Origin of the sequence: Mycoplasmopsis ciconiae, from assembly GCF_036350065.1 — a bacterium.
GTDB lineage: Bacteria > Bacillota_I > Bacilli_A > Mycoplasmatales > Metamycoplasmataceae > Mycoplasmopsis > Mycoplasmopsis ciconiae.
This window is the reverse complement of record NZ_JAZDWZ010000002.1, coordinates 89,234-112,528: the sequence shown is the minus strand read 5'-3', so window position 1 is coordinate 112,528 and position 23,295 is coordinate 89,234. Positions and strand designations below refer to the sequence as shown.

Annotated in this window: 19 protein-coding genes; 6 read left to right on the top strand and 13 right to left on the bottom strand. The window is 26.6% G+C overall.

Going from position 1 to position 23,295, the window contains the following annotated elements; all coding sequences use genetic code 4:
- Positions 1–122: 122 nt before the first annotated feature.
- From V2E24_RS01050 to V2E24_RS01020, 7 genes are all read right to left on the bottom strand, one after another.
- Complete coding sequence (locus V2E24_RS01050; protein ID WP_330500576.1) at positions 123–803, bottom strand: deoxynucleoside kinase; 681 nt, start codon at positions 801–803, stop codon at positions 123–125.
- 17 nt (positions 804–820) lie between these two features.
- Positions 821–1,306: a transcription elongation factor GreA gene (gene greA / locus V2E24_RS01045; protein WP_330500575.1), complete on the bottom strand. Its 486-nt coding sequence runs from the start codon at positions 1,304–1,306 to the stop codon at positions 821–823.
- A gap of 73 nt (positions 1,307–1,379) precedes the next feature.
- Positions 1,380–2,036 (bottom strand): BC85_0335 family putative methyltransferase, encoded by a 657-nt coding sequence (locus V2E24_RS01040; RefSeq protein ID WP_330500574.1) that lies wholly within the window; start codon positions 2,034–2,036, stop codon positions 1,380–1,382.
- A gap of 13 nt (positions 2,037–2,049) precedes the next feature.
- Positions 2,050–2,484, bottom strand: coding sequence for a Holliday junction resolvase RuvX (gene ruvX / locus V2E24_RS01035; protein WP_330500573.1), 435 nt, complete (start codon positions 2,482–2,484; stop codon positions 2,050–2,052).
- On the bottom strand, positions 2,477–5,101 hold the full coding sequence (gene alaS, locus V2E24_RS01030; RefSeq protein ID WP_330500572.1) for an alanine--tRNA ligase: 2,625 nt from the start codon (positions 5,099–5,101) through the stop codon (positions 2,477–2,479). Before alaS ends, ruvX begins: the two co-directional genes overlap by 8 nt.
- Positions 5,102–5,115: 14 nt before the next feature.
- On the bottom strand, positions 5,116–6,231 hold the full coding sequence (mnmA, locus tag V2E24_RS01025) for a tRNA 2-thiouridine(34) synthase MnmA (protein WP_330500571.1): 1,116 nt from the start codon (positions 6,229–6,231) through the stop codon (positions 5,116–5,118).
- 244 nt (positions 6,232–6,475) lie between these two features.
- A complete protein-coding gene (locus tag V2E24_RS01020) occupies positions 6,476–7,852 on the bottom strand; it encodes a hypothetical protein (protein ID WP_330500570.1) in 1,377 nt (458 codons plus the stop codon).
- A 210-nt stretch (positions 7,853–8,062) separates the two neighbouring features.
- Between V2E24_RS01020 and V2E24_RS01015 the strand changes: the two genes are divergently transcribed.
- Positions 8,063–9,433, top strand: a complete 1,371-nt coding sequence (locus tag V2E24_RS01015) for a dihydrolipoyl dehydrogenase family protein (protein ID WP_330500569.1) — start codon at positions 8,063–8,065, stop codon at positions 9,431–9,433.
- A 29-nt stretch (positions 9,434–9,462) separates the two neighbouring features.
- Here the strand turns inward: V2E24_RS01015 and V2E24_RS01010 are convergent, their stop codons facing one another.
- From V2E24_RS01010 to V2E24_RS01000, 3 genes are all read right to left on the bottom strand, one after another.
- Positions 9,463–10,524 (bottom strand): ABC transporter permease subunit, encoded by a 1,062-nt coding sequence (locus tag V2E24_RS01010; protein WP_330500568.1) that lies wholly within the window; start codon positions 10,522–10,524, stop codon positions 9,463–9,465.
- The gene (locus V2E24_RS01005) at positions 10,517–11,425 is read right to left on the bottom strand and encodes an ABC transporter permease subunit (RefSeq protein WP_330500567.1); all 909 of its coding nucleotides are present in this window, start codon (positions 11,423–11,425) and stop codon (positions 10,517–10,519) included. The genes V2E24_RS01010 and V2E24_RS01005 overlap by 8 nt, the downstream gene beginning before the upstream one ends.
- 79 nt (positions 11,426–11,504) lie before the next feature.
- Positions 11,505–14,327 carry an OppA family ABC transporter substrate-binding lipoprotein gene (locus V2E24_RS01000; protein ID WP_330500566.1) on the bottom strand — a complete coding sequence of 941 codons (2,823 nt, stop codon included), beginning with the start codon at positions 14,325–14,327 and terminating at the stop codon, positions 11,505–11,507.
- A gap of 304 nt (positions 14,328–14,631) precedes the next feature.
- Here V2E24_RS01000 and whiA point away from each other — a divergent pair, with 304 nt between their 5' ends.
- Positions 14,632–15,501, top strand: a complete 870-nt coding sequence (gene whiA / locus V2E24_RS00995) for a DNA-binding protein WhiA (RefSeq protein ID WP_330500565.1) — start codon at positions 14,632–14,634, stop codon at positions 15,499–15,501.
- A 49-nt stretch (positions 15,502–15,550) separates the two neighbouring features.
- On the opposite strand, the gene V2E24_RS00990 is transcribed toward whiA, so the two are convergent.
- From V2E24_RS00990 to V2E24_RS00980, 3 genes are read right to left on the bottom strand one after another with little or no spacing between them, the layout of a single operon-like run.
- Complete coding sequence (locus V2E24_RS00990; RefSeq protein WP_330500564.1) at positions 15,551–16,003, bottom strand: hypothetical protein; 453 nt, start codon at positions 16,001–16,003, stop codon at positions 15,551–15,553.
- Positions 16,004–16,026: 23 nt separating this feature from the next.
- Positions 16,027–17,322, bottom strand: a complete 1,296-nt coding sequence (locus tag V2E24_RS00985; protein ID WP_330500563.1) for a glucose-6-phosphate isomerase — start codon at positions 17,320–17,322, stop codon at positions 16,027–16,029.
- 19 nt (positions 17,323–17,341) lie between these two features.
- The gene (locus tag V2E24_RS00980; RefSeq protein WP_330500562.1) at positions 17,342–18,067 is read right to left on the bottom strand and encodes a potassium channel family protein; all 726 of its coding nucleotides are present in this window, start codon (positions 18,065–18,067) and stop codon (positions 17,342–17,344) included.
- Between the two features lie 81 nt (positions 18,068–18,148).
- Between V2E24_RS00980 and V2E24_RS00975 the strand changes: the two genes are divergently transcribed.
- From V2E24_RS00975 to V2E24_RS00960, 4 genes are all read left to right on the top strand, one after another.
- On the top strand, positions 18,149–19,783 hold the full coding sequence (locus V2E24_RS00975) for a potassium transporter TrkG (protein ID WP_330500561.1): 1,635 nt from the start codon (positions 18,149–18,151) through the stop codon (positions 19,781–19,783).
- Between the two features lie 127 nt (positions 19,784–19,910).
- Positions 19,911–20,261, top strand: coding sequence for a S1 domain-containing protein (locus tag V2E24_RS00970; protein ID WP_330500560.1), 351 nt, complete (start codon positions 19,911–19,913; stop codon positions 20,259–20,261).
- Complete coding sequence (locus V2E24_RS00965) at positions 20,242–21,492, top strand: hypothetical protein (protein ID WP_330500559.1); 1,251 nt, start codon at positions 20,242–20,244, stop codon at positions 21,490–21,492. The genes V2E24_RS00970 and V2E24_RS00965 overlap by 20 nt, the downstream gene beginning before the upstream one ends.
- 207 nt (positions 21,493–21,699) lie before the next feature.
- Positions 21,700–23,283: an extracellular solute-binding protein gene (locus V2E24_RS00960; RefSeq protein WP_330500558.1), complete on the top strand. Its 1,584-nt coding sequence runs from the start codon at positions 21,700–21,702 to the stop codon at positions 23,281–23,283.
- Positions 23,284–23,295: the final 12 nt, after the last annotated feature.

Here is a 23,295-nt window from a genome sequence, read left to right as displayed (position 1 = left end):
ATTTAGACTTTTTGATTTTTTTAAGGAAAAACGAATATTTTAAATAAATTTCCATATAAATTTTTTCTTTTTATGCTTGTTAATTTATTTTTAGGTATTTTTAAAATAAAAAAGTAGAATCACTATTGCTCTACTTTCATGTTTAAGTTTTGTTTATTTTTGAATTCCTCTAAAACAGAGATAACTTTAACTAAAACCTGGGTTTCGTCTAAATTAATGGTGTTGAGCGTAATATAAGGTACTCCAAATTTATCACAAAGTTTAGTGAAATTTTGTTTATATGCGTTTAATAAAACTTCAAAATATTCTTTATTTTGATTAAAATTCTCAATTTCAACTTTTCTACCACGTTTAAAAATTCTTTTTTGGAAAGTTTCAAAATCCAAATCTAAATAGATGACAAAATCAGGTAGTTCTTTTTTGGTTACAGCTTCTTCGAAAGCTTTTTGATATGCGCTAAAATACTTAGAATTAGCGTTTTGAAAGTTAACATGTGCAAAAATATAATGTTCCAAAATAAAACGATCTATGAAAACAAAATTTTCATTTTGTTTCATATTTCGTTTTTCAAATGTATCTAAAACATTGTTAACACGTCATAAATGGTTTTCAACTACATATGTTTGTAAACCTAATGAGATATTTTTCTTACCTTCATAAAGTCATTTTAAGAAAGTGTTAAACACTTCATCATCTTCTTCATATTCGTCCAAAAATAAACACTGATCTTTGTAGTGGCTTACTAATTTGTGAATTAATGTACTTTTACCACAACTTATCATCCCACTTATTCCAATTAACATGTTTACTCCAATAAATATTATTTGTGTTCTATTTTTAAAATTTCAATCATATATTTAATAGGAGCTTCCACTTCCACTACAGCCCCAACATTATGATCTAACATAGCCTCAGCTAAGCTACTTTCATTAGAAATTTTATTTTCAAAAGGGTTGGCATCATGGCTACCCATAATAGTTACTGTATATTCTTTGTCATTATCAAGTTTTTTGAAAGTAACAGTAGTTCCGATTGTTACTTTATCATTCTCACCTTTAATAATAACTTTGGCTTTATCAATAATAGCTTCAAGCTCAGCAATTCTTCCCTCAACTATACCTTGTTTTTCTCTTGCTGCATCATATTCAGCATTTTCTGATAAATCCCCTTGTGCTCTAGCTTCTTTTAAAGCAGCTTGAACAGCAGGACGTTCAACATTAACTAAATGTTCATACTCTTTTTTATATTTTTCTAGCGTTTCACTTGCTAGAAAAATTGTGTTATCGTTTGATGTTTGTGTTGCCATAATTTCTCCTATTTTTTACTCTTTTATTATATATACGTTTTCATTTTTTTAAGTTAATAAACAAAAATAATATTTATTTTTTAATATATAAATACTTTTGCTTATAAAAAACAATTTCTCACTTAATTTGTTTCTCTTTAAGTGTGGCAATAAATAATTTTAATTCTTTTGATGGAATATTTTTTTGATTAATTATTAAAAGACCATTATCATTTAATTTTTGATAATAATTGTTAAATATTTCTAAATTAGAGTTAAATCCGTCATAAAAAATTGCGCAATCTAAATCTTGCTGTGAATAAATTTTTGGTTGGTGGTGAAATTGAGTCGGGAATTTTTCGACTGTTTCATTTCAGTTTAGTCCATTAAAGTAATCCGGTAAATAAAATAAAGATTTTTTAGTTTTTTCTGATATAGCAGCAAAAACAAAATTATCATATTTGCTTACAAGCAAGACATTTTGGTAATTATTAAGGTAAATTGTATTAATTAAAAATTCTATATCCCAATCTTGCGCTTTACTTCCGAAAGCCTCTTTAAGTGTATAAGGAAGTGTACCTAAATCGTCTCTAATTTGTTGTAGTTGCATCAAAAGTTTTTGTTCATCTTGGTGAATATATTTTTTTCTAATTAAACGGACTTTAATTAAAATTCCAAAATATACTAAAAAACCTAAACAAAACACAACAATAGCAGAAATACCCAAAGCTAGTTTTAATTGATGACTCATTTGTGTTTGCTCCTTAAATGTAGTACTTTAAGTACTCTTGTAAGATTATTACAGCTGCTAGTTTATCTTTGAGTGTTTTTCTTTTTTGGCGTGTCATGCCTGATTCTATTAAAACACTTTCAGCCTTAATTGTTGAGCCGTACTCATTAATAAGTTTGATTGGGATTTGGTAGTTGTTTGCTAAAAGATATTTTTCCAACATTTGTTTAAATTCTTCAACCATTAATGTTGTTTGGCTTTTATCACCATTGCTTCTTAAAGGATAACCTAAAATGATTAAATCTACATCACTATATTGTTTTAAATAAAACGAAATACGCTGTAAAACAGCCTCAAAATCTTTTTCTTCGAATTTTAAATTTTCTAAACCACTGGCGATAATGCACATAGGATCACTAATAGCAAAACCACAACTACGTGAACCTAAATCTAAAGCTAACTTACGCATTTAAATCCATATTTAAAAATTCAATTAATTTATCTTTTGTAAGTGAATTTACTTTACCCATGCTTAAAATTGCATTTCCTCCACCACGTCCATTTAAGTTTTTGAATAAACTTTGTGCGATTTTATTTGAGTCATACTTTTTAGAAGCTATAGCCAACATATTTGAGTTATAACAAACAATTAAATCATCATTAAATTTTTCTCTTAAGCTTGATGCGACAATTTTAATCATTGCACTATTTTCAAGATAAACACCTTTGACTAAATGATTATTTATATTTATTTCAAAATCAAAAGTAAGATCATTAATATCGACGTTATTTGAATTTTTAGATAATTCTTTACCTTGATTTCTAACAGTTTCAATTGCTTTTTTTATGTTTTTAATTTGTTGTTCTTTGTCTGTTGATTTTTCTAAATTAAATGTGTATTGTTTGTCAATTTCTTTGTTTTTTTGGATGTTTTTGTCTAATTCTTCGCTTAATAAAGCAATTTGTTCATCTAAAAATTCATTAACTAATTTGTGTGATGAAATAGCTCTAACTCTATAAACTCCCGCAGCTTTTTTCTCAACGTTGGTGATTTTAAAGTTTTCTAATTTACCAGAATTTGAAAGGTGTGTTCCTCCACATAAATCAGCTGTAATACCATCAAAATTAACGATTCTAACATTTTTAGGGTCCATATATTCAGCTTCTTCTAAAGTCATTATCGCACCCATTTTTTTGGCTTGATCAGTTGTCATTTGTAAGTATTCTCTCTTGACATCTTTAGCAATATAACTTCTTACTAATTTTTCAATATTTTCAATTTGCTCTTCAGAAGGTTTTTCATCAGCTGGTAAATCAAAAGTTAAACGCTCTTCATTATTATCACTACCTAATTGAACCACATGTGGGCCTAATATTTGTCTTAAAGCACAAAAAAGTAAGTGAGTACCTGAGTGATTTCTTTCTAATCCTAATCTAATTACAGGATCAACATGTGTAGAAACTTCATCAAAAACATTAACACTACCTTTTACTTTGTGAATGTGGTTATTGTGTTTATCTTTAAAAACATCAATAATGGTTAATTTTTCACCATTTTGTAAAATGTAACCTCTATCGTGTTTTTGACCTCCGCTAGTAGCATAAAAAGGTGTTTGCTCTAAAATTAAGTAGCTAATACCTTCGTTTTCATCGACTTCTTTTTCGGTGTTTAATAATTTTAAAATTTTAGTTGTGTTTTCAAGGTTATCATATCCGATAAATTGATCAATTTTTTTAGTAATTAAAGCTAAAGAGTTAATAACCTTATCCATTCCACTAACTTTATTTCCTCTAGATAATTCTGAGTGTTTTTCTTTAGCTTGTTCATAGGCGTTCATGTCTACTTTGATGTTGTTTTCTTCTAAGATTTCTTGGGTTAATTCAATTGGGAATCCATAAGTTTCAAACAATTTAAAAGCTAAATCACCTGGGAATAAACTTAAGTTAGGGTTTTCGTTAAGATAGTTATTTAATAAAGATCTACCATTTTCAATTGTTTTATTGAATAATTCTTCTTCATCATTAATAACTTTAATAACCTCTTGAGTTTCATATTCAAAAGGAAGGGTTGATTTAACCACATCAACTAATTTACCTAAAAAATTAGCTTCTTTAATTTTTAGTTGCATCGCTTTATAAACGCTACGTCTGATTAATCTTCTTAAAATATAACCTCTACCAACATTAGAAGGTTTAGCTCCATCAGCAATTGCATTTGTTACAGTACGCATATGATCTGCAATAACTTTAAAGTGAGTATTAATTAATGTTTGTTCTTTATTTTTGACAAAATAATTATTTGTGTCATATTTAAATTCACTAAATTCTTCAATTTTTGCGATTATTGGTAAAAATAAGTCAGTATCAAAATTTGTTGGCGCGTCTTGCATAATTGAAACAATTCTCTCAAGACCTGCACCTGTATCAATATTTTTTTGTTTTAGTTCAGTGTAATTTCCTTCTCCGTCTGAGTTGTAAGTACTAAAAACGATATTTCAAATTTCAATAAAACGGTCATTTTCAATATCTTCTTTTAAAAGTTCAACTCCGCGCGAATCGTATTTTTCACCTCTATCAAAAAAGATTTCAGTATTAGGACCACATGGACCGCTACCAACTTCTCAGAAGTTAGTATCTTTTGTTCCTGCAATCATGTGTGATTCGTCAAATCCTTGATCAATTCAAAGTTGTTTAGTTTCTAAATCTTCATAATAATATGTAAAGTATAATTTTTCTTTTGGTAATTTTAAAACATCCAATAAATACTCTCTAGCAAACTCAATAGCTTCTTTTTTAAAGTAATCACCAATACTAAAATTACCCAACATCTCAAAAAATGTATGGTGTCTTGCTGTAACTCCTACATTTTCAATATCATTAGTTCTTATTGCTTTTTGTGAGTTGGTTAATCTTAAAGCTGGTGGAGTTTTCTTACCAGAAAAATAGTCTTTTAAAGTTGCTACCCCTGAATTAATTCACAATAAAGAAGGGTCATTTAAAGGAACTAAACTTTTTGAAGGAATAATTAAATGTTTTTTGGATTCAAAAAACTTTAATCAACTTTCTCTAATTTCTTTTGAATTCATAAATACCTCTTATTTTATAAATAATCTAATTTTTTATCATCCATAAACACTTCTTCAATAATTGCGCCACCGATACATTTTTGTCCATCATATAACACAACTTGTTGACCTGGAGTTACCGCTTGTGCTTTTGAATCATAATAAACGCGCACATAAGAATCGTTTAAAATTTTGATTTTAACTTTTATATCTTGTTGTCTATATCTAAATTTTGCACTTAAATTTTCTGGATTGTAATCATTGTTGTTTAAAGTTAAATTACTTGCAATTAAATTGTTGCTATCTAAATATTGTGGTTGATCTGCTGGTGCTACATATAAAATGTTTTTTAAAACATCGTGACCACAAACATAATAAGGTTGATCCATTCCGCCTAAATTAAGCCCTTTTCTTTGACCTATTGTGTAGTAAAAACAACCTACGTGTTTAGCAATTACTTTTTGGGTTGTTATATCCACAATATCACCTTCTTGTGCTGGGATATAATTTTGAAGAAATTGTGTGAAATTTCTCTCACCAATAAAACATATACCTGTTGAATCTTTTTTTGTTGCTGTAATTAAATTTAATTCTTTGGCTATTTTACGAATCTCTTCTTTGCGTAACTTCGCTAAAGGCATAATTACTTTTTGTAATTGTTGTGTAGTTAATTGCGCCAAAAAGTATGACTGGTCTTTGTTTGAATCTGCCGCTCTATATAAGTGTCCGTCTCTAACGTCAGCATAATGACCCATGGCAATAAAATCGGCTTTTAAATTATTAAAAGCATATTCGCTAAAAGCTTTAAATTTTATGTATTTGTTACATAAAATATCAGGATTTGGAGTTCTTGCTTTTTTATATTCTTCAATAAAGTTTTGGAAAACATCTTCTCAATACTCTTTAACAAAATCAACTCTATGTAACTCAATATCTAAAGTTTTAGCAACGCTTAAGGCATCCAAATAATCTTGCTCTTGGGGACAAATATCTTGAGAAATATCTTCATTACCTAAAATATCGTTATTTAGCATGCTGTCTCAATTACGCATAAACAACCCAACAACTTCATAACCTTGTTGTTTTAATAAATAAGCAGCAACGCTGCTGTCAACCCCGCCGCTCATACCAATTACAACTCTTTTTTTCATGATTCCTTTCGTCAAAAACCTAAGTATTTATACTTAATACTTAAAAAATATATTTAATTTTATCACTTTACGCAACTTTAAATTAAGGAAAGTTAAAAAAGGGAGACAAAAAATAGAATATAATTTTTAGATCTAATTCACAATATAAAACAAATTTTCAAAGCTCAAGAGTAAAAAGTTGACAATTTCTTGTCAACTTTTTCTTTTATAGCTTATTTGCAGCGCTAAATGATAAACTTGTTAGTTATATTTTCTTAAAAAGAATATTCTGAATTGAGTTTTTATAAGGAACTTTAAAAACTAATGACTTAATTTTTGAACTTTTAAGTAATTCGTTTTTTAGAAATTCATATTTTTCGTTACGATAATCAAAGTCGATAATTTCGAAATTAATAGTTAAACCTACGCTATAACCACTAATGATAATTGATTTATTTTCGTTAACTTTTTGGAGAATTTGATCAATTTCATTGATTAATTCAGTGGTGTTTTTTAGTGTTGTATCCACAAAAAAATGTCCATAAAAAATACCGTTGTTTTGCATTGTTTGAATAATTGAATAATCTTGTTTAAAATATTTGCTAATTGTATCTATAGTTAAAGAATTAAATTCGCTCACGCTATAAAAAATGTCATCGGTGTTTTTTTTAGTTAATAAATCTGCCTTTAGTGATGAGTAAATTAAATTTGTTTTGCGGTAATTTTGATATGAATCAAAAAGATCTTTATCAATGTCTTTTTCAAGAAATTTATAAATAGTTTCTAAAGGATAAAATTGTGCGTTTGCGTCTTTATTTAAAGTAATTTTGTTAATAAAAGCATAACAGAATGCTTCTGAAAAATAGTTAGTTAAAATTTTTTTAGAAGTTTGCAAATCAACATTTGAATCGTAAAAAAAGTTATATGAAATTTTATTTTTGTTGATTGAAAATTGTTTTGAGTCTAACTCTTGCGCAATATTTAATTTTTTGTAGCTTGGTAATCCAACAAAAAATTTAAAACGATTATTATAAACACTTGGCATCTTTTCAATAACTTCTAAAAGTATAAGCGTAAAAGTTGCTGAATAATAACTTGAAAGATAAATCTCGAATACATCTTCGTTTTTATAAACAAAAACTTCTTCTATAAAACTAAAGTGTTTTTGAAATGCTTGTGTTATTTCTAAAGCAGAAATATTATTTTCAATTGCAAACGCTATATTTTTAAACTCTTGTCAAAAATTATTGACTTTATAATTAAAATTAACCTTAAAAGTAGGGTAATTTAGAGATTCTAAAGATATTTTTTTAAAATTTTCTAAATCAAAATCGCTTAAATATAAAGGGGATTCAACTAATTTTTTGTAGCCTTCAAGCGTATAACCTTCATTAAATTCAATTAACCCTTCTAAAAAATTAACATATGTTTGATCAGTGTTTTTTTGAGTTAGGTAACCTAAGATATTTTTAGCTTTAAAAATTTGATGAGTTTTAATATATAGATGCGCTAAATATATACTTTCGATATGGCTAATTTTGTTTTTAGAATGCTTTTTTTCTAGAGCTTGAATTGCTGAGTGAAATTTTAAGTCATTATCTTGCTGTAATATTTTTAGGTATTTTTTTTCTAAATTGAACATTTTATCTCCTTAAAATATATGTGTTTATTATTATAACAATTAAAAATATTAATTAAATAGATACATTTTCATTTTGATAAAATTAATCACTATCCAAAAAAGCATTTTTGCAAAAAATCATTTTTCGTTAAATAAAATAATAAAAAAATAACTTTTTTGTTTTTTTAATAAATATATATAATAATGATGACTATTTAAAAAGAGGTTTATATGAAGAAATATGATGTTGTGGTTATAGGTTGAGGTAAGGGTGGAAAAACTCTTTCAGCTCACTTAGCTAAAAACAATAAAAAAGTAGCTATTATTGAAAAAGATCCAAAAATGTATGGTGGAACATGTGTTAATGTTGGTTGTTTACCTACTAAATCATTTGTACACTTTTCTAAAGTGCTAGAACAAGTGAACAAATTAGGTTTAAAAACTACACAAGCGCAAAATCACGAAGCCTTTACTAATGCTTCAAATTACAAAGAAAAATTCGTAAAATTATTAAACTCAAAAAATTTCGCTAATTTAGATAATTTAGAAAATGTTGATATTTATAATGGATTTGGTTCATTTGTTGACAAAAACCACATTAAAGTTCAATATAAAGATAAAGAAGATGAAATTATTTATGCTGATAAGGTTATTATTAACACAGGAAGCTATTCACGTAAATTAGCTTCTGATGTTGTTGTTGAATCTAAAAACGTTTTATATAGCGATGATTTTTTAGATTTAAAAGACTTGCCACAAAAAGCTTTAGTTATTGGTGCTGGTTTTATTGGTTTAGAATTTGCGACAATGTTAAATAATTTCTCATCTGAAGTTAGTGTTTATCAATTTGATAATTCATTTATGAAAAGTGAAGATCCTGAGGATGCAGCTAAAGTTTTAGAGGTAATGAAAAACCAAAACATTAACTTTAGTTTCAACACACAAGTTAAAAAAATTGTCGATGTAAACAACAAAGCTCACGTTACTTCATTAGTTGATGGTAAAGAGGTAACAGAAATTTTTGATAAGGTTTTAGTTTCAATTGGTAGAGTTCCTAACATTGAAAAATTACAATTACAAAACGCAGGTGTAGAAATTAAAAATGGAGCTATTGAGGTTAATGAATATTTAAAAACAAATGTTGAAAATATCTGAGCAATAGGAGATTGTAAGGGCGGATTATTCTTTACTTACATTTCATATGATGATTTTAGAATTGTTTTACCGCAATTGCTTAACAAAGACTCAAACAGAACAACACTAAATCGTCCAATTGTACCTTGAAGCACATTTATTGACCCTTCATACGCTAGAGTTGGATTAAATGAAACACAAGCACAAAAATTAAATATTGAGTATGAAGTTCACAACTTAAAAACAATGCAAATGCCTAAAGCTCACGTGATTAATGAGCTAGTTGGATTTAACAAAATATTGGTTGATAAAAACGGATATATAATTGGTGCTACATTATTTAATTATGAAGCTAGCGAAATGATTAATATGCTTAGTTTAGCAATAGTGTACAAAATTAAATTCACTGACATTAAAAACTTTATTTACACACACCCAATTTTTATTGAAAACTTAAATGAGTTTTAAAAAATAGTATCTGTTATAGATACTATTTTTTATTTAACTTTTGAAGAATCAGCTATATTTAACATTAAAAGTTGTCAATTAATTAAAAATATTGTCAAAATCAACGCAGGATAAATAATTTGCCATTTATTTAAAAATTTGTATGCTCAATTTTTTTGAAATATTGTGGCCACATTATTGGTGTTATCATAACCTAATAAATTTAATGTTGCTATAAAAAAGATAATATAGCTAACTCTTCTAGCAAAAAGGATTAGAATTTGCGCAAAAATATTCGGCAAAATGTGTTTATATAAAATGCTATAAAAAGGAATGTTGCTTGCTAGCAAAGAATCTACATATTGCTTGTTATACTCTTTTAAACCGTACTCATAAGCTCAATAAACTACTCTAAATCAACCGAGAATAAAAATTAACAGATAAACAACTAAGTAATTTGAAGTTAAAACAAAAAATACTAAAATTACCAATATATCTGGAAAACTGTTGAAAAAGTGAATTATTTTAATAAATACTATTGATATTTTTTCATTTACTTGAATTAATAAAAGACCTAAAAATAATCCTAAAATAAATTCACAAATAAATAAAACAAAAGCAACTAAAAAAGATTTTAGCATTAGTTGGTTAGTGTATATAAAAACATCATTACCGAAATTATCAGTTCCAAAAATTGCGTAATTATCAATTTTTAATTTTTCAAATAAATCACTTAAATTAAAAACTAAATCTTCATCTACTCCTAATTGCGAATTAAGAATTTGATAACTTACATTATTTTTTTGCAAAATATTAATTAATTCTTTTTGAGTTGTGTTTAAGTTGTATTGGTCAATTTTTACCTCTTTAATGTTGTTTTCAAAAATCGGTAAAACATTAATATTTAACCTTAAGTAAGCTAAATTTTTAAATGGTTGAGAATTTAAAAATAAACTAATTATAAAAGTTAACAAACAAACCAAAAAAATACCAAGAAAAAAATAAGATGTTTTTTTAGCAAAAAATCTCTTTAAAAAAGTGTTTTTTGAAAGATTAGTTACAAAATTATTATCGCCGTAATTTCGCTTTGGTTGGTATAAATTTTTACTCATAAACTTTAGCCTCGCTTAAAGGTTTATAAAATATTTCTTTTATTAATTCCTTAAAGATATAAACTAATGTATAGACAAACGCTAAAGAGAAGAAAATAAAAATTATTGTTGAAGATTCTTTAAGTAATATAAGTGTGTAAAGTTTGCTTCAATTTCCGGGAAAATCAAAATAAATTTCTAAGAAAATACTCATACTAAAAAGACCAACCACTAAAAAAGGAAGCATATCTAAAAGTGTATATAAAGAATTTTTGAAAATGTATTTTCAAAAAATAATTCACTTGTTTTTAGCAATGATTAAAGCTAATTTATAATAATTTGTTTTTAAAATTTGTTTTATTTGGTTTCTTATAATTTGAGTTATGCTCACCAATGTTATTAACACTAAAGCAAAAACAGCAAAAATAAACATCTTGATGTTTTTGGGATCATATTTAATAATTTCTCCATATGAGTTTCTTATTAAATTAAGAACCGGAATAAATAAAATTGGCGAAATACTAATAAAAACAATAATAAAAGTGTTGATTAAATAATCAAAAATAGCGTATTTAGTTACTGCTGCATAAAAACCCAATAAATATCCTAATAATAATGAAATAACTACGCTTATAAAAGCAATCAAATAGCTAACTTTATTTTGGACAAAAAAGTAATCTCAGTTACTTAAGTGTTCGTTTTTAGTCACGTTAATCAAATTATTTAACGAACTTAAATTTCCAAAATCACCTTTAAAATAGCCGGAAAACAAAATTAAAACTCTAATGAAAATAGGTTTATTTAAATGATATTCTTCAGTGTATCTTGAATATAGTAGCTCATTTGATAATTTGTCGTTATTTAATGCATCTAAAGCGCTCTGAGGAAGTGGGTTTAGCCAAATAATAAATAAAGATAACAAAAAAACAATAATAAAAAGTGTAATTAATGAAATCACGATTCTTTTTATTATTGATCATATTTTTTTGTTGATATAGTGATTATTTTTTATCTTTTTGAACTTTTCAATCTCGAACATACATAACATTATTATACGCAATTACAGGTTTGATGTATTTTTGGCTTATTAAAATTTGAGCACGGTTAATTGATGGAATACTTTTGTCTAAATCTATATAGAAACCTCTTCATAAGTTCAATTCTTTTAATAATTGAGCTAGTTGTTCATTTGTAGAAATTTTAATAAAATGTTTTGCGAATTTTGACTGCTCTGTAATATTATCAATCACAAAATCAGCTAATTGGTTGTCTCATTTATAACCAAATCCACCAAATCCTTTATTTTCATATGTTTGTTTATCTTTATTATATTCAGCCGCTAAATATAAATTTCTCTCTTCATAAGAGTCTAATTTATTTAAATCATCCCACTCAATCATTCTTCTATTTTGCACACTTCCATCAACATTAAATTCGTTGTATTTTAAATTACCTTTTTCAAATTGAGATTTCATTTCTTTGGCAAATCTTGTTAATTGAGGGAAGTTTTGTGCAAGTTTATCATTTGGATCTAAAACTGAAAATTTATATCATAAAGCAAATGGACTCATACCAATATTGTGTGTTATTTTATCTAAATAAGGACTTAAAGAATCGTATTCATATTGATATTCTGTATATTGGGCGAATGAATTATTACCATTTCCGCTTATACCAAAAGTACTGTTGATTTTTTGTGGATCGCTTAACAAGATAAATTGAGGATCAAGTCTATTATCTAACTCTTTTCAGACATTTATAGCTTTTTTAAATGTTTCTTCTTCTTTAGTGTTAAGTAATTTTGAGTTGTATACAACTCAAGAAATTTTTTGATTTGCATCTAAATTATTATCGCTATAGAATTTATCTAATAGTTTTTTGATTTGTTCTTTTGCTTGATTAAAGTATTTTGATTTATATGGATTAGCTTGGTCTATTTCGTTTTCTTGCAACATTAAAATATCGCCATTATAATCAAATAAAATTAATTCGTTAATTAACTTAGCTGCATCTCTAGGTGTTTTAATTTTAGATTCGGATTGATTTGAACCTCCGAATTTAGCATCAGGGGCTGCGTTAGTTAATCATAAGTTTTTGTTTTGATATAAATCATTATTTATAAAATCATAATTTAGTGCTAAATTAAGCAAGTTTCTAAAACTTACAGACATATTCTCAAAAAATCCGCTACCGATTGATTTTCTGTTTTGGTCAAATTCTGCACCTTTAAAACCTTTATTAATTTCGTCAAAATTTGCTGAATAAACTAATTTAGCGAAGTTTTCGTTAAATGCTATTTTTGTAAAATTATCTTTTGCTTCTTGCGTTGATAAAATTCCTGGAGCTGGGGTGACATTAAAATATGTAAGACCTATACTTTTATTTTTTTTGAGTTCTTTAAAATAAAGACTGTTAAATTTGTTTTCTTTTATATCTTTTTGAATTAAATTTTTTTGCTGAGTATTAAGTTGGTCATAATTTAAAATCGTATTATCACCATTTATGAAGTTGTTAAATTCTTGCTCTTGGTTTAAGTTTTGTTTTGTAACAAAATTAATTTTTTCTAGGTTAGATTCGGAATTTACAAATTCTTTGTCAACATAATTTTTGTTTTTTACAAAAACTACTTTGGAATTATCTTGGCTTAAATTTTTATCTGGGTAATAAGCTCCTGCATATAAGTTATTTGCGAATCCGCTTGTTCCATAGTAATATGTACCAACTTGATAAACTATCCCTTGCCCATTTTTATAAACTTTTTGTTTATTGTCATTTGTATTTTTTTCAAATGTATCTTCTAGAGGATATTGTTGTTTTAGTTGATTAATGTAAGCGCTAGGAGCAGCATTAAAAATTAAAGATTTAGCAAGCAATAAATCAAAAAACTCAAATTGAGTATTTGCTGCATCATTAACATCTAAAGTTTCAAAAACTAATTTATTATCTTTAACTGCGTTTTTTGGTGCTAAAAAATTAGAATCGTTTAATTTTTCAAAATCAATAAATTTTGTACTATCTAAACCATTAATTCTAAATTGTTGAGTATTAGTAAATAGTGTTCCGGCTCATTTTGAATTATCTTTTACTTTTTCTAAATTATAAGCATCGGAATTAGCCGAATCTGCAATATTACCATTGTGACCTCTGAATCTTCTTTGGAAAAAGCCTGTGTAATAACTTCTTAAAAATCCGTATCAAAAATCTAGCGCATTAATTTCATAATCTGTCTTTTGTCCTGTTGAATCAACTCAATAATTACCTTTTTTAACTTCGATTTCAAATCTTAAAGCCTTTGACATAACCTCCTTAAAGTAAGGTGAATTAATAGATTTTTTATCATTGGTTGTGGCAAAAACATATTGATCTAGCGAGTAATTAGGAACTTCAATACTTAAATCTACATTATCGTTATCAAATGTTATAATTTCTTCTTTATTGTCTTTTAAAATAACTACATAAACCTTAAAAGCGTGCTCCATTTTGTATCTAGCTAATCCAGGTTTTAAAAGTGAATATCTATTTTCTTCATTGGCTGGTGTTAAATTATATTGAGGTTCTTTTAATGTTTGAATTCTGAATAATTGTGCTGCTGAGATTGTTGATAGAGGGTCATTTTCGCGGATGTTAGTTTCTAAAACAGTACTTGAGTCCATAAAATAATTTCCGCTGTTAATATTTTTGGAACTATTAAAAGTAATTTCTCTTTCAAGTGATATTTGTGGCGTTTGTTCTTTTGTTGAATTATTAGAGCAAGCAACAAAAACAAAGGGAATTGTTGCTGCTGAAGCCATCGAAAATGTCAATAACATTTTTATTTTTTTCATTTTCACTCCTTTAAATTTAAAAAATAAAATATTAAAATAACAAGCTATAAAAGCGTACTAATTTATTTTAATACACATCTTTTTAGCTTAAAATTTGACAAAGAAAAAAATAAAAAATAATTTTTAACTTTTTCATAAAATTCACATATTTAAATTAATTTATTTGTTTGATATTTACAAATCTGGAAAATTATTCCAAATTTAATTTTTGTTCCTTATTTTTTTCATTTTTCAATCACTAAAAATAACGTCAGAATTTAAAGATTTAATAAAATTAGTAATTTTAAAATATAATTAATTAACCATGGACAAAACTAACGAAAATATAAGTTTTTCTAAGCAAATAAAACTTGAGGTTTTAGAAAATCAAAAATTACCTAAATACATAAAATCATTTTTAAATGGTTTTATTTTGAGTAATGCCAAAGTTGAAAATCAAACTTATATTATTAATATAAAATATCAACCTATTAGGGATTATATTATTAGTTTTTTGCAAAAATTAAGAATTAGTTTTGAACACAAAAACACAATAATAAAAATAAATATGGATAACTTTAAAATTAAAGAACAAATTGATCATCCTTCTAACTTTTTTGCTGGTGTTTTTTGTGGAGGCGGTAATTTAAGCACTAAAAATTCAACCAGTTATCATTTAGAAATTTCTAGTTACTATATTGTTAATTTACAGTTTATGATTGAAAAATTAAATCAGTATAACTTTAATTTTTCAATCATAAAAAGAAGACAAAGATATATTGCCTACATCAAAAAAACTGAATTATTAGTAGATTTTTTAGCTGCTATCGAAGCTAAAAATGCTTATTTTGAATTACAGGATATAAAAATAAAACGCGATATTGAAAACTCAATTAACAGAGTTAATAATATAGATTTTAGTAATTTAACTAGGGTAGCTCAAAGTAGTATAAACCATATAAAATTGATAAATTATATGTTTGAAAATAATCTAGAAAAATATTTTAATCAAGAACAATTAGTTTTTTTTAGACTCAAAAGTGAATTTCCCGAACTTACTTTAAACGAAATTAAAGCAATTTTACAAAGCGAGCACAATATATTTATAACTAAGGGTGGCTTAAATCACTGAATTATTAAACTAAAAAAGGTGATTAAGCAACATTTAAACGAGACTAAAGATATTGTTGAGTAGAAAAAGTGAATTATTAAAAGCAGCCTTGAGCTGCTTTTAATAATCAAAATTAAAATTGAGATAAATTAATGTTTTTTTGCAATTGTTTTTGTTGAACTTTCAAAATAATTAAAGCAACTAAAAAGAAAATAACATTAAAAATACCTAAAAATAAGAATACATTAATTATTGTGTTCATCTTTTTAAAATGAGTGAATTTTTGTTGTAAATCGTTAGTGTTTACAACATCTCAAAATGCTGATTTATAGATAAAAACAGCAACTAAAGCAAAGAAACCAAAGAAGAAAAAGCTATAAAACAAAATATATGAAAAAGTTGTTATTGCTCCCTTTATACTTAAAGGATGTAAATCTTCGGCTTTGAGGTTTTGTTTGTTAAAAATAACAAAAACACAAATTAATAATATTTCTGCAACTAAATTAACTAAAGATATTGCTAAAGAAATGTGAGTAGCGAATTTTAGTTTGTAAAATTTTGATTTTAGTTTATCGTGATTATTCATATTTAAATGATACTCTTATAAAATTATTTTTTACCAAGCATTTTAAACATATTTTTCTTGTAAACTTCCACACCTGGCTGATCAAATGGATTCACCCCTAAAAGGTATGCTGACATAGTTAAAGCTCTTTCGAAGAAGATAAATAAAGCACCTAAAGTTTCTTCTTTAAAATCTAAAATTTCAAGGTGTAAATTAGGAACTTTACCTACTTCAGTATGTGCTTTTTGAGTAGCTTTAAAAGCGACGTTATTAACTTGGTGCAAGTTGTTTTCGTCTAAATAGTTTAATTTATCTAAATCTTCTTCATCAGCTTTAAAAGTTATATTGTAAGCTGGGTTTTTGACAGTTAAAACAGTTTCAAAAAGAATTTTATTTCCTTCTTGAACCATTTGTCCTATTGAGTGTAAATCAGTTGAAAAGATACCACTTGTTGGTCAAATACCTTTACCATTTTTACCTTCACTCTCAGCAAAAAGTTGCTTTCATCACTCTGCAAAATATTGTAATTTAGGTTCATATGCTACTAACATTTCAACTAAAAAATTATATTTTGTGTGAAGTAAATATCTAACAGCCGCATATTTATATGCATCGTTTTGTGAGACTTTTTCGCTAGATAATTCTTCATTAGTTTCTCTAGCTCCATTTAAAACTCTTTCAGCATCAATACCAGCACATAAAAATGGGAAAAGCCCAACTGCACTCATAACACTAAAACGACCACCAATATCATCAGGAACGATAAATTTTTCGTATCCATTTTTAGTTGCTAATTCAAATAAAACACCTTTTTTAGCATCTGTTGTTGCTACGATGTATTTGCTTGCATTTGCTTTACCGATTTTGTTTTCTAATAATGTTCTAAATTCTCTAAAAGCAATACTTGGTTCTAATGTAGTACCTGATTTACTGATTACATTGATTGCGAATTTTTTGTTTTCAACATATTTTAATTTTGCAACCATAGCTTCAGCACTAATATCATTACCAGCAAAAACTAATTCCATTTTAGGTTTGTTAATTGGGTATTGTCCATAAATAAACTCATAACCTGTTTTTGCCCCTAAATATGATCCACCAATTCCAACTACGACTACCACTTCAACATTTTCATCTGCTCATCTTTGAGAAATAGACTTCATTCTTGCCATTTCTTCTTTATCGTAAGTGTTTGGTAAGTCATATCAACCTAATCAATCTTTTTCTTCGACTTCTTTATTTTTAACTAAATGATGAATTTTTTCAATTCTTTCTTTAAGTGAATCGATTTCATTTGGATTACTTAAAGCATTTGTAATGTCTAAATTTAAGTATTTCATTTTGTATCCTTTTTAAGTTTTAATCATTAATAAAAGAATCATCGTTATCTTCGTGTTCAATTACTTTATTGTCGCTATTTTCGTTAAATCAACCTAAAGCTTCAGTTACATCACCAACCTGACCAACGACACTAATAACATCGTTTTTTAGTAAAAGTGTGTCTCCTGTGGCTCTTAAAATTTGAGCATTTCTTTTAATCAAAATGATTGTAATCCCTTTAGAATTTAATTCTAAATCTTTAATCATTTTCTCATTTAGTTGATTATTAACCATTGTGGTTGTTCCCACAACAAAACCATCAGTTAGTTCCTGCAAGTTTTCTGAATATTTGATGAAATTATCATTTGCAGCAATAAGAGCAGTTCTAATTCCACTTTCATACTCAGGACGAATAATAACATTAACACCAATTTGCTTTAAAACACGCGCGTGTCTTCTGCTGGTTGCTCTAGCGATTATATTCTTAATTTTTAACTCTAAAAGCGCTGCAACTATTTCAATATTATCAGCTACTCCAACAACAACAGTTTCCATTTGTGCTATTTTTAAGTCTTTTAAGGCTTTCATATCTGCCGCATCACATATGGCAACTCTTTGAACGATATTGTCATACACTCTAACGTTTTCCTCTTCTTTATCGATGATAAAAACGTTTTTTTTCATTTTTAAAAGTTGACTTATAACAGCTTGCCCAAATCTACCAGCACCTATAACACAAATATCGCCACGATGTTTAATATTCATATGATTCTCCTTAATTTATAATTTATATAATTATAAAATAGTAAATATAATTATGATTATAAATTGTTTATAATTATAATTATGAAATTTAAGAATTTTTTATGGGTTTTTAAAAGATCAAAAATTTACAAAGTCTTTTCGTATTTTAATGATTTCAAAAACAATTCTAGCCGCTACAAATTAATATTTGTTGTTTATGCGCTTTTAATTATTATTTCAAGTTTATTACTTTTTAGTCCATGAACACAAAACAAAGAATTTCGTGGCCAAAGCATTGAACCTATATCTTATATTGATGCTCTATTTCAAGCTTCTAGTGCCTTTAGTGATACGGGATTAGTTGTTGTTGATTCATATAAACACTGAAACATTTTTGGACAGGCGCTTTTGGCGATTTTGATTTTATTAGGTGGTATTGGAGTTTTTGCTTTAAAATTGTTTGTTATTAATTGAATTTTTAGAGTTAAAAACGTTAATTTAAGTCAAATTAATCTAATTAACAGCGAAAGAGGAAGTGCTGATGTTTCAGCAACTGGAAAACTAGTTATAACAAGTGTTAAATTTCTATTAATAATAATTTTAAGTTTTGGTACGTTTTTATCAATTTATTTTTACTTTAACGGACCTAGCATGACTGCTGGGATGCAAAAGTTTTTAAATAATGAGTATGTTAATCCTAAAGGTGATTGAAGTATGGCCTTTAGATTTGGTTTTTTTCATACCATTAGCGCGATCAATAACGCTGGTTTTGATATCATTAGCGGTAATAGTTTAATGCCTTATTATTTAGATTATTGTCTACAAATATGTTTTATAATTTTGCTTTTTATAGGTGGTATAGGTTATCCAACAATTTACGACATTCATAAATTCTTAGTTCACAAGATTGCAAAAAAAGAAGGTAGATATCAATTTAGTTTATTTACTAAAGTTTCTCTTGCGACTTATTTTATAGTGCTTTTAGGTGGAATTGCTTTAACTTTTATTTTTGAGTTATCTAACAATTCTCCATATGCTTTTTGAAATTTAAAAGATAACGAAGGTCAATTTTTCTACGGGAACAATTTTAGTAAAACTTTTGCATTAATTTTTAGTAACTTTTCAACTAGAAGTGCTGGTTTTGCGACTATAAATATGGGTGATTTAGCGCCAGGAAGTATTTTAGTCTTTATTGTATTAATGTTTATTGGTGCAGCTCCTGCTTCCACAGGTGGAGGAATTAGAACAACAACATTTGCTATTGTTATTTTAACAGTGTGAGCTAAAATCATTAAAAAACCTAATATCAGAGTCTTTTGAAGACAGATTAAAAATGAAACGCAAGTGGCTGCTTTACAGGTGTTTATAATTTCGGTAATTTTATTGTTTATTATTACTTTAATTTGTACTTCAAGTTTCGATATATATAGAGGAGAAATTCGTTCTGGCTATAATATAGATGCTTTAGATAAATTTAAATTCGATCCATCCAAAGACATAGTCGCTATAAAACCTTATACTATAGAACATATAATTTTTGAAGTATCAAGTGCCTTTGGAACAACCGGTTTAAGTACAGGAATAACAAAAGATTTAAATGTTGCAAGTAAAATCGCTATAACTATTTTAATGTTTATTGGTCAATTTGGTATTAGTTCAACACTTTTAGTCTGATCTAAAAAACACAATTATTCAAATCATTATAAATACATCTCTAGTGATATTGCAATAGGTTAATTTTAAAATGTCGTTTAACGACATTTTTTTAATCTAATTATTTATTCGAATTTATTAATAATGCTTATTTATAAGTGAATAGGATTATTTATTTTCAATATACAAATAAAGCTTTAAAATTAATTATATGAAATATAAAAACCAAGATACAGTAAGCGGAGTTATAACAAAAATTGATGATGAGTACATTAATGCGCTTGTAGATAATCACATCAATTTTAGGATATGAAAAAGTGACGTGAGTGATTGACAAAACTTTGATTTAAATAAAGTTTTTAAAGTTGGCGAAAACATTAATTTTGTTGTTAAAAGCATTAAAAATGAAACTTCTGGCTTAGGTGTGTTCAAGGCTAACCATTTTAACTTCAAAAGAAGTCCTTTTCATCATGAACTAAAAGAAACTCAAAGTGGTTTTAAAAATTTACTAAAACACGCATTACAAGAACAAGAGCATTTACATGAACTTAAAAATAAATAAATTAAATTTTACCAACCCCTTTAAAGACAACAAAACAAACGAAGAAATAATTAAACAAATAATTAAAGAGTTTAAAGCTAAAAATTTTGCTGATTTTAGTTTTTTTAATTTTGTTGATTCTATCAACAACACTAACACTAAAAATTACGAATTATACTTGAAAACAGCTGAAAAAATGCACCAAAATAATTTAGATTACATTATTATTTTTGGTAATGGGCTTATTAATAAACAAACAGATGTGTTTTATAACTTTTTTAATTACAACTCCAAAATACTTAATTATGAAGCTAAAATTATTTATTTAAACGATAATGATTCGCTTGCAAATTTAAAAAATAAGGTTAACTTTATTAAAAAATACGTATTGCAAAAAAATTTTTTTGTTATCATCAATGATCAATATTTAAAAAATAAGACTTTTGAAAAATTAATAATTAATTTTCTAACAAAAAACAACCTAGAAATTGGTAAATTTGCTTTAAGTCAAAAAACCTTAATTTTTTCAAACAAAAATAAAAGTTTTTTATATGAGCAAATTAAAAATATTGTTGATGAAACTTGTTTTGTTGAGATAAAACAACAAATTGCACTTAATACACAGCTCTTAAGCGAATTAAATTTAATATTAATGCTTTATTTTGGTATAGATATTAAAAAAATAATCAAAAGTTTTAAAAACTTTATCAACTCAATTAATAAAAATAATTTCGAAGAAAATAATGCTTTGGTATTTGTTTTTTATCTATATTTTTTAATGTACAAAGGTAAAAATAATGTTTTCACTTTTGTTTCAAACAGAAAATATATGAAAATGTTTTTAGAGCTTTTTTGTTTTAATTTGAATTTAATTATCCCTGGTTTTAGTGCCTTTACTACAATCACACCCGAAGATATATTCAAAAATGCGCAAATGATATATTTTGGAAACCAAAAAATACAGAATATTATTTTTAAGGCAAAAAAAGAACATTTTGATTATGTTTTAACTAGTGATGTTAAAACAAAAGATTCTTTGAGTGACTATGATGTTACTCAAATAAATGACATAAACAACAATTCTATAGATGTTTTTGTTGAGTATATTCTAGGATCAAAAATGAAAAACCCCATTTTTGAGGTTTCTTATGAAATAAATGATGAATCTACTTTTGGTGAATTATGCGCGCTTATGTATCTTTGTATGGTCTATGTTTCGATATTAACTAACACATCCGCATTTATTAGTTAATGTTCTTAAACATAATATCATATAACAGATATATTTTTTTATTACTTGAACGGTCAAGAGGTTCAACATATTTTTGCAAACATTTACAAAAGAACACATTAAAAAAGATAAAATTAATATGTGGAATTATTCCGCTATAAACCAATAACAAACAAAAATTTTTAACATTTTTACAAAATAAAAACAAATTTTACACAGGAGAAACATATGAAGTTTAAAATGAAAAAAGCAAGTGCCCTTGCTTTAAGTGGGGTTTCTGTATTATCTGCAGGATTCTTAGCATTATCATGTTCTTCAAATAGTGAAGCTAACGACCCATCTAATGGAGGAACACAATCTGCTTATAATAAACCATTTTCAAAAATTTTTGATCAAAATAAAGCACAATTAGAAGAGTTAAAAACTAGATTAAACGGATATTCAAAAGGAAGTTTTGAAATATTTACAAATAAAGCTGAAATAGCTGATCAATCTAATGCCTTAATTCAAGAATTTAACAAATTCTTCGGAACAAATTTAAAATGAACACAAATTGGTGGATCCAACAATTACCAAACAGCTTTATCAGGAAAATTTAGCAACGGTGTTAATGGTGTATTACTTGTAGGAGCTGAATCTAAGTCTGCTTTTGAACAAATTAATAATATTGTTGTAGATACATCTGCTAAAAAATTCTTAAATAACTTTGACAAAAGCACAGACGATATTATTGTTGGTGAAAAACACTTTATGCCACAAGCTTTTGAAACATACGGTGTTATTTACAATAAAACACTATTTAAAAATGCAAAAATCACCGTGTACGAAGGTAAAAGTTTTGATACAGCAGCCGCTGAATTAAAACAAGGTCTTCAAAAACCAGAAAACTATGATGGAAGCATTGAAAAAGACGGAACTTTATATGTTTTTTCAGGTGATATGACTTTTTCAGCTTATAACAAAGTGCTAGATAAATTAAGAGCTGCAAATATTAAGCCTTTTTATTCAGTTTCTAAAACAGATAAACAAAACGTTTGACCTATAACAAACCACTTAATGAACTCTGTAGTAGTTGCAAGTACAGCAGGAAGCGACAAACCTGGTACTCCAGCTTTTGAAAAAATGAATGAAGATATAATGTCAAGCCCACAAAACATTTTTACAGCTGATTTAGTAACTAAATTACAAAAAGCTTTAGAAATTTACAACACAAACGGTGCAAATAGTGTGGCTACAAATACAGTTAATGATGGTATGACATTAATCGGTTCTAATGGTGTGGCAATGATCCAAAATGGAACATGAGGATTTAGTCAAGCTCTTCAAGTTGCAAAACAAAGTGGTATTAATTTAGAGTTAGGATTTTTACCAATACCAGTTGAAAATGCTAGAACAAATAAAATGGCTATCTATAAGGGTGCAACACAAAGATGAGGTGCAACAACATTAACTAACGACGAAGCTAACAAAAAATTAGCACAACTATTCTTACAATTCTTATATCAAACACAAGCTGGAACTGAAATTTTACAAAACTATTTAGGTTCAGCAAACCCTTACACAGATCCTAACAAACCATTCCAAGGTGAAGATCAATTAATTAACTCTTCATACAACTACGGAGATTTAAATTCAGACGTGTGAGCTATGTCTACATTCCCTGCACAATTTAACAACGATACACCAGCACTTGTTGACTTAGCAAATAAAGGATTTAAACCAGAGGGGCAAACAAATGAACAAGTTGCTCAAGAGTTATTAAAAGTTTGAAATTCATTAAGACAAGCAGAAAAAGAAAAACAAGCTAAATAATAAAAAAATAAA